The organism is Bacillus spizizenii TU-B-10, assembly GCF_000227465.1.
Taxonomy (GTDB): Bacteria; Bacillota; Bacilli; order Bacillales; family Bacillaceae; genus Bacillus; species Bacillus spizizenii.
Window position 1 is genome coordinate 4,139,929 of sequence record NC_016047.1, and the last position, 13,195, is coordinate 4,153,123.

Consider the following 13,195-nt stretch of genomic DNA (forward strand, 5'->3'; position numbering starts at 1 on the left):
TATCCCAGTTTGCTGTCCAAAGAGTCTCTATCTATTTAATATAAAATTCACTTCTTCTCATAAAGATACATTATACTAAAATACTGTAGCTGAGCAAATAGGGAGTGCTTATTTTTCTGTTGTAAATTTATACAAACGAAGTGAATATCCCGCCATGGTGCGGAATTATGCGTTTTGCAGCACGTGCTTAATTTTCTCTATCGCCCAATCTAAATCCTTTTTGGAAATGATTAATGGCGGTGCAAAACGAATGACTGTATCATGCGTTTCCTTGCATAAAAGCCCTTCTTCCTTCAAACGCTCACAATAAGGGCGTGCGGCTTCTTTCAATTCCACACCGATAAACAGCCCTCTGCCGCGGACTTCTTTAATGATAGGGTTGTCAATGCTCTCAAGTTCGCTTTTAAAGTATTCGCCAAGCTCAAGAGAACGATCCGCCAGCTTTTCATCCTCCAGCACTTCCAATGAGGCGATAGACACTGCACAAGCAAGCGGGTTTCCGCCAAATGTGGAGCCGTGTGAGCCAGGGTTAAACACGCCTAAGATCTCGCGGTCCGCCGCAATGCAGGAGATCGGGAACACACCGCCGCCTAGCGCTTTACCCAAGATGTACATATCCGGAACAATGCCGTCCCAGTCACAGGCAAACGTCTTGCCTGTACGTCCAAGACCCGTCTGAATTTCATCAGCAATAAACAGAACATTCTCTTCCTTACAAATCGCCGCCGCTTCCTGCAAAAACCCTTCAGGCGGAATGACAATGCCCGCTTCGCCTTGAATCGGTTCGAACAAGTATGCCGCTGTATTCGGCGTAATCGCCTGACGAAGCGCTTCCGCATCTCCGTACGGAATTAATTTGATTCCCGGAAGCATCGGGCCGAATCCTCTTTTATATTCCTCTTCAGAAGAAAGAGATACCGCCAGCATCGTCCGGCCGTGGAAGTTCCCGACACATGCGATAATTTCCGCTTGATTGTCGGCTACGCCTTTCACTTCATAAGCCCAGCGTCTTGCCGCTTTCACCGCAGATTCAACCGCTTCAGCTCCTGTATTCATCGGCAGAATCATCTCTTTGCCCGTTAGTTTAGCTGTTTTTTCGTAAAAAGGCCCAAGCTGATCGTTGTGAAACGCGCGTGATGTGAGGGTGATTTTATCAGCCTGATCCTTCAATGCCTGAATAATTTTCGGGTGTCTGTGACCCTGGTTTACCGCAGAATAAGCACTCAGCATATCCATATATTCATTGCCTTCCGGGTCCTTTACCCAAGCACCCAGCGCTTCAGAAATGACAATCGGGAGCGGGTGGTAATTGTTGGCTCCATAATGAGACGTCTGATCAATAATTTCTTTGGATTTAGATAAAGCTGGCATATTTGAATTCCCCCTTGTTTTCTGTTTCAACATGTTATCCTGCTTTCCCTTTTTATAAATGCAAGTTCTGTGCCAAATCAAGATTTCGTGTGTTTTCTACAAATTTCGTGGACAAGGTGCAAAAACATTCAGATATTTCGAGCAAAAATTTCAGCAAGTGCAAAATTCTTTTGCATATCCTCTCCATTCTTTTATAAAATAGAAGCAATATTAAGAAAATAATTGAGGGAGGTTCATACAGTGGTCAAAGACAGCGAGTTCCTCACGTTAGTGTTTCAAAGCATTTTGGATGAAATCGATGTTGGCCTGCACGTGGTAGACGAGCACGGAAACACGATCGTTTATAACAATAAAATGATGCAAATTGAAGATATGGAGAAGCATGACGTCCTGAATAAAAACCTGATGGATGTGTTTATGTTTTCAAAACAGCAGGACAGCACGCTTGTACAGGCCCTTCAGGAAGGCAAAACAATTAAAAACGTCAAACAGAGCTATTTCAATAATAAAGGGCAGGAAATAACGACGATTAATCATACATATCCCATCGTCAAGGACGGCAAGATCAGGGGCGCAGTCGAAATTGCCAAGGATGTGACAAAGCTTGAACGGCTGATCAGGGAGAATATGAACAAAAAAGGCAACACAACCTATACGTTTGACAGCATTCTCGGCACCAGTCCGGCCATTCAAGACGTCATCGAAAACGCCAAGCGGGCAACGCGGACGTCATCATCTGTCCTTCTCGCAGGCGAAACCGGCACTGGAAAAGAGCTGTTTGCGCAAAGTATCCACAACGGCAGCGATCGTTCAGGAGGCCCGTTTATTTCACAAAACTGCGCGGCACTGCCAGACAGCCTTGTGGAAAGCATTTTGTTTGGAACGAAAAAAGGCGCGTTTACCGGCGCTGTAGACCAGCCCGGCCTGTTTGAACAAGCGCATGGCGGCACGCTGCTGTTAGATGAAATCAACTCGCTGAATCTCAGTCTTCAGGCGAAGCTGCTGCGCGCCCTTCAAGAACGGAAAATCAGGCGCATTGGTTCGACAAAGGATACACCGATTGACGTGCGTATTATTGCCACGATGAACGAAGACCCGATTGATGCGATTGCGGGCGAACGAATGCGGAAGGACTTGTATTACAGGCTGAGCGTCGTGACGCTCATTATCCCGCCGCTTCGGGAACGAAAGGAAGACATTTTGCTTCTCGCGTCGGAGTTCATTCAGAAAAACAACCACCTGTTCCAAATGAATGTCGAACACATCAGCGAAGATGTGAAGCAATTTTTCCTATCCTACGACTGGCCGGGAAATATACGTGAGCTTGAGCATATGATCGAAGGCGCAATGAATTTCATGACGGACGAGCAAACGATTACGGCTTCTCATCTGCCCTATCAATACCGCATGAAAATCAAGCCGGCTGACATCCCGGAGCCTGAAACACCAAGACACCAGCCGGCCGCAGACTTAAAGGAAAAAATGGAGAGCTTCGAAAAATACGTGATTGAGAACGTGTTAAGAAAACACGGCCATAACATCTCGCAAGCTGCTCAGGAGCTTGGCATCAGCAGACAAAGCCTCCAATACAGGCTGAAGAAATTTTCTCAACCGCCTGCCGAATCATAACCCTATTCCGGCGCAGGAAGCCTGATCAGAAAAACAGTGCCTCTGCCGATTTCACTTTTTACTTCAATCGTCCCATTGTGGCTGTCGATAATCGACTTCGTAATGGCAAGCCCCAGTCCCGAACCTCCATATTTTCGGGAGCGGGATGGGTCTGCCCTGTAAAACCGGTCAAATAAATGCGGCAAATGCTCCGGCGCGATGCCTGTGCCGTTGTCCGCTATCATCAGCATAACGCCATCATGGTCTTTTTGCAGCGAGATGGTGATGGCGCCGGTTTTCTCATCTGTAAACTGCACCGCGTTGTAAACCACATTCAGAATGACCTGTTTCATCTTATCCCGGTCAAAAACGGCTTCAGCGTGATCCTCAAGCAGCAGCTGCAGTTTTCTTTCTTTCGCAAGCAGACTGAGCTGCGGCTCCATTTCCCTTATGAGCAAATCGAGATCGCCTCTCTTCATTTCAAAGCTCGGCACCCGATCGATTTTTGCCAGAAACAGCAGGTCCTCTATCAGCCGAGTGGCTCTCTTCGATTCTTCATACATACTATTCAACGCTCTATCTCTCTGCTCCGGCTGAAGCGCCGCGCCCCGCAGCAACACTTCGATAAAGCCATGTATGGACGTTAATGGCGTTCTCAGCTCATGCGAAGCGTCTGATACAAATTGGCGGATGCGCTCCCTCGCTTCTTTTTCTGCTTTAAATGATATTTCAATCCGCTCCAGCATGTGATTAAATGAAATAGCCAGCGCATCGATTTCCATTTGTTTTCGATAAACAGGAAGCCTTTTATTCAAATTTCCCGCATTGATATGCCCCATCATATGTACTATTTGTGATAACGGTTTAAGCGTATGTCGGACCACGGGCAAGAATGTAAAAAGCCCGAGCAGGAGCGCGACAAGCGAGAGCGTAGAGTAAATGCTGATTTGCCTGAGGAGCACGTCCTTCAGCGGTGATGTTAAAGCACTCATTTGGATCACGCCTGCTTCTTTTCCATCAATATTAATAGCCTGAAACACAACCAGTACTTCTTCGCCAAATTCATTTTTTGTCATTCTGTAGTGCAAGGCCATCGTATCTTCCAACGCCTCATCATATACACTTTTTTTAAATGTTGGCGGTGCTCCCGCATATGGGTCTGTCGACAATACCGTGCGGACTTTTGTTTTTTTATCAATAAAAACGATTGTTACACCTGGATAAATAAAGGCGGGACGGACAGCACCATCTGACTTGTCCGGGCTGTCGGAATTGCTTTTGTATCTTTTAATGTTTTTCCATATGGTCGGCTCCGTCGAGTTGATATAACTCTGAATGCTGACAGCGCGGTTTTCATATAAGAGGCGTTTTCCAAACACATATTGCATGGCGCCGACAAAAAACAATAGAAGAACGAGAATGCACAACGAGCGGAATAAAAGCTGAAAGCGCAGCGTTTTGAATCGTTTCTTCATTCAATATCCACCCGATAGCCCGCACCGCGTACAGTGCGGATCACTTCATGCGTTTTGTCATTCAATTTTTCCCGCAAGGAACGGATGTACACTTCGACAATATTTTCTTCGCCGTAAAAGTCATAGCCCCATACTTTATCCAGAATCCTCGCTTTACTGAGCACAAGGCCGTGATTCAGCACCAACAATTTCAGCAGCTCATATTCTGTTGCCGAAAGCTTCAGCACCTCTTCCTGATAGCGGATTTCTCTGCGTCGGTCATCAATCCGAAACGGGCCGAGCGCGACTTCTTCGAACAGGTTAGGGAAGTGATCCCGAATTCTTGCATAAATACGCGCCAGCAGCTCTTCAAAGCTGAAGGGTTTGATCATATAGTCATCAGCACCCTCTGTCAGAGCTTTTACCCGAATCCCCACCTCATCCTTTGCCGTGAGCATAATAATGGCGGTATGGCCGTTTTTTTTCATCATTTTCGATACTTCCAGCCCATCCATTCCGGGCATCATCACATCCAGGATGGCCACATGCGGCTGAAATGTTTTTGCGGTGTTCATTGCTGTCATTCCGTCAGCCGCAGTCTTAACCTCAAAGCCTTCATTTTCAAGACCCATTGTCAAAAAATCTAATATTGCCGGTTCATCGTCCACGAGCAAAATCTTGATGCCTTTCATCCTATTCATGCTGTGCTCTCTCCTTAGTTGGCATAAACCTCTGATTAGTTTTTTCCCTTCCCTTCCTATTATTCGTTTTTATCTGAAAACCAACTGAATCTTCCCTAAAAATCAGCTGAATTCAGCAAGTTTTCAGCCAGCCCTCATTTGATTTTCAGCTTCGGCCTATACAATAGCCTTAGTTGGTTCAGCCAACAATGAAATAAAGGAGGAACATCATATGAATATCACTAAAGTTTTATCAGGAGCCGCGCTGGGAACCATTATCTCAATCAGTTCTTTCACTTCCGCCCATGCCGCTGTCATTCAGAAGGATGATGCATCAGCGAAGGTCGAGACGAAGCAGCAGGCTTCCATCACAATAGCAAAAGCAAAGCAAGTTGCTTTGAACAAATGCAAGGGTACTGTTCAATCTGCCCAAATGAAGAAAGTGAACGGCACTTACGTATATGTAGTCAAAGTTCTCGGTGAGGACGGCAAACAGCATACGATGAACGTTAACTGCGACAGCGGTAAAGTTGTGAAACACGACGTTCAAAAGAAACAAAGCTACATCAGCAAATCAAAAGCTCATTCGCTCGCTTTGAAAAACTGCCAAGGCGCGGTTCAATCTTCTGAGCTGAAGAAAGAAAACGGTGTTTACGTTTATGTCGTGAAAGTATTGGGTGAAGATGGAAGCCTTCACTCGTTCCATATCAATGGAGAAAACGGCAAAGTGGCAAAACACGAGCAAAAGAAACAAGCACATCTTTCAAAAACAAAAGCGCATCAAATCGCACTGAACAAGTACAAAGGCGCAGTTCAATCTTCTGAACTGAAGAAAGAAAACGGCGTTTACATCTACCTTGTAAAAGTGCTGGGCGAAGATGGCAGCACCCATACAATCCATGTCAACTGTGACAGCGGTAAAATCGTAAAACAAGAAGTGCAAAAGAAAAACGCAGCCATTACGAAAACAAAAGCACATCAAATCGCGCTAAACAAATGCAAAGGCACAGTGAAATCTTCTGCTTTGAAGAAAGAAAACGGTAAATACGTTTACGTGATTAAAATCACTGCCCAAAACCACACTGAGCAAACAGTGAAAGTGAACGCTGAAAACGGAAGCATTTGCAAATAAAAATTGATACTTGCCAGCAGTGAAACAACTGCAATTCAACGTATAACACCAGTCTTGTTTTAACACGAAGTTCTAAGTTCATGTCTACCTTTTTCTAAATACTCTTTTAAACTGAACGTGCGTGACCCGCGTTCAGTTCTTTTTACATCATCATCTAAGGAGGACGTAAAAATGAATGTGAAAATATTATCAGCAGCTGCTTTAGGCGCTGTCATCTCAATCAGTTCTTTATCTTCCACGCACGCGGCTGTTCTTCATAAAGAAGACACTGCTAAAGTCCAAACACAGCAGCAGGCTTCTATTACGCTTTCCAAAGCGAAAACAATTGCATTACACAACTGCAACGGCGCGGTTCAATCGGCTCAAATGAAGAAAGTAAACGGGGTTTATGTCTATGTCATTAAGGTGCTCGGTGAAGACGGAAAAGTTCACACCTTCAACGTCAACTGCAGCAACGGAAAAGTCGTCAAGCATCACGTTGACAACAAACAAGCCGCAGTCACAAAAGCAAAAGCACAAAGCATTGCGCTGAACAAATGCAAAGGTACAGTCAAGTCTTCTGCATTGAAGAAAGAGAACGGCATCTATGTGTACATCATTAAAATCACAGCCAGCAACCACACAGTACAAACCATTAAAGTCAATGCTGAAAACGGAAGCATTTGCAGTTAACAGGCATTGCCTGCTGTTTCACGTGTAACATCCATCTTGTATTTTTCTTCATATTCGATATATCCTTGTTCAACTGAACGGGCGTGACCCCCGTTCAGTTTTTTTGCATAAAAAACAGTCTGGCAACGGTGCCAGACTGTTTTTAACTAACTTCCTAATTGATCTGCGGAGGAAAGCTTGATGTCAACGGATTTTTCTTTACCGCTGCGGTAAAACTTCACCTTCACCCGGTCACCGACTTTTTTCTGATAAAGCCGTTTCCGCAGATCAACAATATCATTTACTTTGTATCCGTCAAATTCCGTGATGACATCCAGTTCCTTCAGCCCTGCTTTTCCGGCAGGTGAGAAGGCATCTACACCCATCACAACCGCTCCATTGGTGACATCCTTAGGAAGCTTCAATGTTTCATCCCAATGATAGCTTGCAATATCGCTTAGCGATTTCATCTCAATGCCAAGGAACGGACGTTTGACTTTGCCGTATTTCTCTAAATCCTCTATCACAGGGATCACAAGCTTAGACGGAATCGACAGGCCAATCCCTTCAACCGCCGATTCGGCAATTTTCATTGAATTGATACCAATGACTTTCCCATCCATATTTAACAAAGCGCCGCCGCTGTTCCCAGGGTTAATGGCCGCATCTGTTTGCAGGACTTCTGCGTTCCAGTCAGGCTGTCCGTCATCGTTTGAATCCACAGGAATTGCCCTCTCCGTACCCGAGATGACGCCCTGTGTGACAGAACCTGCAAACTCAAGGCCTAACGGGTTCCCGATTGCGATAACCGGCTCACCAGATTGGACTTTATCTGAATTACCGAAGTCGGCGACTGCTTTAATTTTATCGCTTTTCACCCGTAAAACGGCAAGATCCATCAGCTGGTCACTGCCGACAAGTTCAGCCGCTACACGCGAGCCGTCTTTCAAGCTGATTTCAATTTGGGAAGCGCCCTCGATGACATGATGGTTGGTCACGACATAAGCAGAGTTGTCATTTTTCTTATAGATGACGCCGGAGCCGCTCCCAGCCTCACCGCTCTCTCCCCAAATGTCTGATTTTTGGATGTTCACAACGCCGACAACGGCAGGCGACACATTGCTGACAATCTTGGTGACCGCATTGTTGACACTGACATTCACCGTCCTGATTGATTCCCGGCCATTGTTGTTGTTCTGCTGCTGATCTAAGGCACCCGTATCTAACCCTTCATTTGAAAAGTACGGCATGAGAAACGCCATTAATACGGCACCGACAATCACGCCAATCAGACTAGAAAGAAAATATCCTTTTTTGCTTCTCTTTGGCTGTTCAGGAGTAGTATGTTCTTCCTCACGATCGTAATCCACCATATTCCATCCTTTCCAAGAACGTTAATATGGTTATATTGTGGGTTAGAAGCTCCTATAATAGTCATGATTTACATAGAAAAATTATACAGCGCAAAGCGGAGTGGCCTTCTTCGGATCGGTATCATACAAATCAAATGTCTCACCCGTCACAAATCCTTTAGTAGCCAATGTCTGCTGCACAGACATTCTCGCCAGCTCCTTCATGTTGTTGTCCTGGCTCAAATGCGCCAGGTATATACGAGACGTCTCGTCGCCAATGACATCAGTCATCGCCAAGGCAGCATCTTCATTGGAAACGTGCCCGACGTCACTTAAAATCCGCCGCTTAATGCTCCATGGGTATCTTCCCATTTGCAGCATCCCAACATCATGATTGCTTTCAAACACAAACACATTCGCTGAGCGGATGATGCCTTTCATCCGGTCGCTGACATATCCCGTATCTGTCATTAATGCGAGCTTTCGGCCGTTATAATGGAATACATAAAACATCGGTTCCGCTGCGTCGTGGGAGACGCCAAACGATTCGACATCAAGTCCGCCGAACGACTTCACCGTCTCCATCGGAAACACAAACTTTTGATCGGTGTCTATTTTGCCGATCTGATTCTCCATCGCTTTCCATGTCTTCTCATTCGCATAGATCGGAAGCTTGTACTTTCTGGCGACCACGCCGAGGCCCTTAATATGGTCACTATGCTCATGCGTCACAAAAATGCCGTCTACATCATCCAGCTTACGCCCGATTTGCGCCATTAGCCCGTCCATGGCTTTCCCGCTCAAACCGGCGTCCACCAAAAATGCGTGATCCTCTGTTTCAAGATAAAACGCATTTCCCGTACTCCCGCTCGCAAGTACGCTAAATTGCAAGCTCATGTTTGTCTCACTCCATTATTTTCATTGATCTGTATCTAAAATCGTACTCTCCAAAGCATTCACAGTAAAATACTCTTGTACTGTCTTTTTCTCGCCGTTCACTTTTTTATCGTACTCGACCGTAATTCTCCATACCGGCGCCAGCACCTGCGTACTTGTCAGCGGATATTGTGCAACGTAGCCGAATTTACAGCTCTTCACAGTGCTGTATTCTTTTAATTGATTTTGATAGTACAATAGCTCAACCGCATCCATTTCAGTAATTAAGCTTTCTTTCTGAATTTGCTTGAACGTCTCGAGCGTTGTCTGATCGTATGACACAACCTCGTTTTTAGCGTTTAAGTGCAACACCACTTGTCCGATCATATTAGAAGAATTATCGGTCTTCTGGTATATATAATCGCCTTCATACGTTTGGAAGAAAATAATTTCTTTCTTCGATTTGTCAACCTTCCAAAGCTTATATTTTTCACCATCTTGGATTTTCGAAGAAACAAGTGCCTGGGCATCGTCCTCGATATTCTTCTTTGATAGGGCGATCGGATTCGTAAACTTCATTTTCAGGCTCGTTACTTTATGATCATCACTAGGCATGTCCATCAAAGGCTTTTGATCCTTGAGTGCCTCAATTTCCTCCTTGGTAAAGGCCTTTTGATTTGCTGTGATCCGGTAGCCTTCTATTGCATCCTTATTCAGGCCTTCATACGTGATATGGTCGGCTTTCATGTCATGCTCGACATCATTTTTAATGACTTCATATTCTTTGCTGGTAGCCTGCCATTTTTGAAAAAACTGATAGCCTAAGAATATATCTAAAATGAGGAAGGCAACGATGAAGATTGATTTTGTCTTATTCCACTCCACTGTTTGCCCCCTCCTTCGTCAATAAGTCCTTTGTAATAGGCACCATTTTTCCGTTTATTTTCATCGCCCAAACTGGTTCAAGCTCAACTAGAGGGTCATCATTAGTTGATGTTGATACCAATTGATAAGCAAGGAAGATCTGATCAATTTTGTCCATATCATATTTGGTTTGTTTAGAAAGCAGCATCTTCACTTCGCTGCCGCTCATCAGCTCTGTCTCGCTTGTTTTGATCGGATTCGTTCCGAGACTGTAATTCGGCCGCTTATAACTAAGAATATCATCGTTCGCCCATTGCACCGTAATCGCCGATGTCGCTCCGAACGGTTTGGCGGTGCTGTTAATGACCGGCATCTGATCCATAAAGATATAGAAGCTCAGCTGCTGGCTGTCATTGATATTGAAAAATTGATAATTATCCGTCCAGCTTCCCGTATCCTCTAGGTATTTTTGGCTCTTTTTGATTAACTCACCTGTTTGATAAGATGTGCTCTGGACTAAATTGCGCTGCTGGAATTGCACCTGGCGCTGGCTTAGATTCACATCTAAACGGCTGATCCCATCTGTCAGTACATTTCTGTTGTTGTAATTCGAATCTTCCCTTACAATGCTCGGATCGCTGAACAAAGCCTGCTTAAAGGTGTTTGTTTTAATCGATTCTGTGACAAACTCTTTTTTGTCCATCGTAAGCGGTTTGTTCGGCAGCAGGAACTCTTTCTTTGAGCCGATTGAGAACAAACTGTACGCCGGCATGTTTGATTGCCTGTTTTTCAAGTCGTTCATAATGTTCCGGTAGTTTGCCGATTCAACGGTCACTTCCAGAATGAGCTGTTTGCTGTAAGACACCAAATAAATTTTCTTGTTCGCTTTTGTTTCATTGAACGGAATCAGAATATGATCAAACGAACTGTATTCAAACGATTGATTGGACCATTTAAACAGCGTTTGGAAAATATCAATCGGAATCGTGTCATTGAATTGCAAATCAAGCTTCGCTTCATAACCGCCTATTCCATAAAACCAGCTCTTGAATCCAACCTTGTCATACTGATCAGAAATATCTTTAATTCCTTTTACATCCCAATGCGGCAAGTCAGACCAGACTTCTTCATAGAGGGTTTCATCACCCACTTTGTAATGAGCGCCGTCATCATGGATAAACATGTCCCTCGGCCTTACCGTTTCAGACAACTTCTGGGTATTTTTTTCGATTTTATGTTTCTCACGCACAGTAGACTCTGTTGATGATGAGCCTTCAGAAAAGTTTGGCTGGAACGTCCATATCCCCCACGTAAACACAAGACTGATGATGACGAGTACCGTAAGTAATATCGTTTTTATATTTTCACGCTTCATCCCAATCATCCTCTTGTTCCTCTTTATATGGAAGAGTAAATGTAATCGTCGTGCCTTTTCCTTCTATGCTGTCCGCCCAAATATCTCCGCCGTGCGCCTGAACCATTTCCCTGGCAATCGCCAATCCCAGACCGGTGCCGCCGAGCTTTCTCGTTCTCGCTTTATCAACCCTGTAGAAGCGGTCAAAGACTTTTTCGACATCCTTTTTCGGAATTCCAATCCCTTCATCCTTGACGCTGATATAGAGGAGTTCTTCCTCTTCATTGACATCAATTGAGAATGTGACATGTCCGCCTTCCGGTGAGTATTTTAAAGCGTTGGAAATAATATTATCGAGTACCTGCGTAATTTTATCCTGGTCAATCTCGACGTACAGATTTCTGTCCGGCAGATTTCTGATAAATTCCACATGCTGCTCTTTTGTCATTTCAAAACGGTCAATAATAAGCGACATAAACCGGACAATCTGAATCCATTCCCGGTTAAATTGATAATCCTTGCTGTCAAATTTCGAAAGCTGAAGCAGATCATTGACAAGCCGGATCATACGCTCTGTTTCATTTTGCGTCACCATTAAGAAACGCGGGGCAATGTCTTTATTTTCCCACGCGCCTTCAGCTAACGCCTCTAAATAACTGCGCATTGTCGTGAGCGGCGTCCGCAGCTCGTGTGATACATTCGCAACGAATTCTCTGCGTTCTTGATCCATTTTCTCTTGCTCGGTTACATCGTAAATGACAGCGATTAAACCATCGATTTTGCCATGTTCCCTTTGGATCACAGAGAAATTCACGCGAAGCACCGTTAGTTGATCATCGCGCTTAATCTCAAGCAGCATAGAATCCTGCTGCTCCACTAAATCTTCAAACGTATAATTCTCTTGAATCCCCAGCAAGCTCGTAATCGGCATTTCTAAGGCTGTTTCACGTGAAACGTTCAACAGCTCCAGCGCCGGGCTGTTTAAGAGAATAATCGCTCCGTTTCGGTTTGTGGCGATAACGCCGTCTGTCATATAGGCAATAACGGAGGCAAGCTTTCTGCGCTCTCCTTCTGTCATCGCCTGGGCATCTTCAAGCTCTCTCGTTAAGTGATTAAACGTAGTGGCGAGCTGCCCAATTTCATCATGCCCGTACTTTTTAACCTTCCTCGAGAAATTCCCTTTCGCAAGCTCCATCGCCTGCTTTCTCATATCCGAAAGCGGATGGGTAATGGTTCTTGCCAGAAAAATACCGAGAAGGGCCGTCAAAACAAGTGCCAAACCTGTGCCGGATGCCAGTATCGTGTTGATCGTCTTCATTTGGTTAAAGACATCTTCCATACTCGCGACAACATAGATCGCGCCGACAACCTCTTGGTTTTCAGTCATGACGGGCTTCGCGGAAATGAGAACTCTGATTTTGCTTTTCGGGTCATAATACTTTCTTAAATACGATTGTTTAGTAGAAAAAATTCTTTTAAAGATCAGATCGGTCGTTTGTTTCCCTGCCACTTCCTCACCATACGGTTTTGAAGAACCGACCACTTCATAGCTCTTATCTACAAAACTAATTTCCCGAACCTCATCACTTTTCGTGAAGTCATTCAAAATACGGCTGACGTCATCCTTGATAACAGTGCTGTCGTTATCACTTTTATATTCTTGTTCGATATAGTAAGAAAGGTTGTCGATTCGCTGATTCAACGATTGTTCATACGAGCTGATCAGCGACTTCTCTACCTGATTGACAAAATACACACCAATGATTTGCATTGCAATGATAATCAAAAGCACATAAATCAAGGTAATCTTAAATTGGATCGACCGAAAAAAACCAACCTTATTCATAGGGGCA

General features: G+C 44.6%; 11 protein-coding genes and 1 pseudogene. 3 read left to right on the forward strand and 9 right to left on the reverse strand.

Features of this window, described 5'->3' with window-relative positions; all coding sequences use genetic code 11:
- Positions 1-165 precede the first annotated feature (165 nt).
- Positions 166-1,371 (reverse strand): ornithine aminotransferase, encoded by a 1,206-nt coding sequence (rocD, locus tag GYO_RS42700; RefSeq protein ID WP_014115835.1) that lies wholly within the window; start codon positions 1,369-1,371, stop codon positions 166-168.
- Positions 1,372-1,611: 240 nt separating this feature from the next.
- On the opposite strand from rocD, the gene rocR reads away from it, so the two are divergent.
- Positions 1,612-3,000 carry an arginine utilization regulatory protein RocR gene (rocR, locus tag GYO_RS42705; protein ID WP_014115836.1) on the forward strand — a complete coding sequence of 463 codons (1,389 nt, stop codon included), beginning with the start codon at positions 1,612-1,614 and terminating at the stop codon, positions 2,998-3,000.
- A 2-nt stretch (positions 3,001-3,002) separates the two neighbouring features.
- Here the strand turns inward: rocR and GYO_RS42710 are convergent, their stop codons facing one another.
- Both GYO_RS42710 and GYO_RS42715 read right to left on the reverse strand, forming a co-directional pair.
- Positions 3,003-4,454, reverse strand: a complete 1,452-nt coding sequence (locus GYO_RS42710; RefSeq protein ID WP_014115837.1) for a sensor histidine kinase — start codon at positions 4,452-4,454, stop codon at positions 3,003-3,005.
- The gene (locus tag GYO_RS42715; RefSeq protein ID WP_014115838.1) at positions 4,451-5,134 is read right to left on the reverse strand and encodes a response regulator transcription factor; all 684 of its coding nucleotides are present in this window, start codon (positions 5,132-5,134) and stop codon (positions 4,451-4,453) included. Before GYO_RS42715 ends, GYO_RS42710 begins: the two co-directional genes overlap by 4 nt.
- 211 nt (positions 5,135-5,345) lie before the next feature.
- Between GYO_RS42715 and GYO_RS42720 the strand changes: the two genes are divergently transcribed.
- Both GYO_RS42720 and GYO_RS42725 read left to right on the forward strand, forming a co-directional pair.
- Complete coding sequence (locus tag GYO_RS42720) at positions 5,346-6,245, forward strand: PepSY domain-containing protein (protein ID WP_014115839.1); 900 nt, start codon at positions 5,346-5,348, stop codon at positions 6,243-6,245.
- 171 nt (positions 6,246-6,416) lie between these two features.
- Complete coding sequence (locus GYO_RS42725; RefSeq protein ID WP_014115840.1) at positions 6,417-6,917, forward strand: PepSY domain-containing protein; 501 nt, start codon at positions 6,417-6,419, stop codon at positions 6,915-6,917.
- Here the strand turns inward: GYO_RS42725 and GYO_RS44215 are convergent.
- The 6 genes and pseudogenes from GYO_RS44215 to walK form a co-directional block, all read right to left on the reverse strand.
- Positions 6,914-7,043 (reverse strand): annotated as a pseudogene (locus GYO_RS44215) (hypothetical protein). The gene GYO_RS42725 and the pseudogene GYO_RS44215 overlap by 4 nt on opposite strands.
- Positions 7,044-7,063: 20 nt before the next feature.
- Positions 7,064-8,269, reverse strand: a complete 1,206-nt coding sequence (gene htrC, locus GYO_RS42735; RefSeq protein WP_014115841.1) for a serine protease HtrC — start codon at positions 8,267-8,269, stop codon at positions 7,064-7,066.
- Between the two features lie 81 nt (positions 8,270-8,350).
- On the reverse strand, positions 8,351-9,145 hold the full coding sequence (yycJ, locus tag GYO_RS42740) for an exodeoxyribonuclease YycJ (RefSeq protein WP_014115842.1): 795 nt from the start codon (positions 9,143-9,145) through the stop codon (positions 8,351-8,353).
- A gap of 21 nt (positions 9,146-9,166) precedes the next feature.
- Positions 9,167-10,009: a WalRK two-component regulatory system regulator WalI gene (gene walI / locus GYO_RS42745; protein WP_014115843.1), complete on the reverse strand. Its 843-nt coding sequence runs from the start codon at positions 10,007-10,009 to the stop codon at positions 9,167-9,169.
- Positions 9,996-11,363 carry a WalRK two-component regulatory system regulator WalH gene (walH, locus tag GYO_RS42750; protein ID WP_014115844.1) on the reverse strand — a complete coding sequence of 456 codons (1,368 nt, stop codon included), beginning with the start codon at positions 11,361-11,363 and terminating at the stop codon, positions 9,996-9,998. The genes walI and walH overlap by 14 nt, the downstream gene beginning before the upstream one ends.
- A complete protein-coding gene (gene walK / locus GYO_RS42755) occupies positions 11,353-13,188 on the reverse strand; it encodes a cell wall metabolism sensor histidine kinase WalK (protein ID WP_014115845.1) in 1,836 nt (611 codons plus the stop codon). Before walK ends, walH begins: the two co-directional genes overlap by 11 nt.
- Positions 13,189-13,195 lie beyond the last annotated feature (7 nt).

What these genes read in the sequence shown, in the direction of transcription:
- GYO_RS42715 (WP_014115838.1), bottom strand. Translation starts at nt 5,134, where the DNA reads ATGAATAGGATGAAAGGCATCAAGATTTTGCTCGTGGACGATGAACCG.
- htrC (WP_014115841.1), bottom strand. Translation starts at nt 8,269, where the DNA reads ATGGTGGATTACGATCGTGAGGAAGAACATACTACTCCTGAACAGCCA.
- rocD (WP_014115835.1), bottom strand. Translation starts at nt 1,371, where the DNA reads ATGCCAGCTTTATCTAAATCCAAAGAAATTATTGATCAGACGTCTCAT.
- GYO_RS42725 (WP_014115840.1), top strand. Translation starts at nt 6,417, where the DNA reads ATGAATGTGAAAATATTATCAGCAGCTGCTTTAGGCGCTGTCATCTCA.
- yycJ (WP_014115842.1), bottom strand. Translation starts at nt 9,145, where the DNA reads ATGAGCTTGCAATTTAGCGTACTTGCGAGCGGGAGTACGGGAAATGCG.
- GYO_RS42710 (WP_014115837.1), bottom strand. Translation starts at nt 4,454, where the DNA reads ATGAAGAAACGATTCAAAACGCTGCGCTTTCAGCTTTTATTCCGCTCG.
- walK (WP_014115845.1), bottom strand. Translation starts at nt 13,188, where the DNA reads ATGAATAAGGTTGGTTTTTTTCGGTCGATCCAATTTAAGATTACCTTG.
- walH (WP_014115844.1), bottom strand. Translation starts at nt 11,363, where the DNA reads ATGAAGCGTGAAAATATAAAAACGATATTACTTACGGTACTCGTCATC.
- GYO_RS42720 (WP_014115839.1), top strand. Translation starts at nt 5,346, where the DNA reads ATGAATATCACTAAAGTTTTATCAGGAGCCGCGCTGGGAACCATTATC.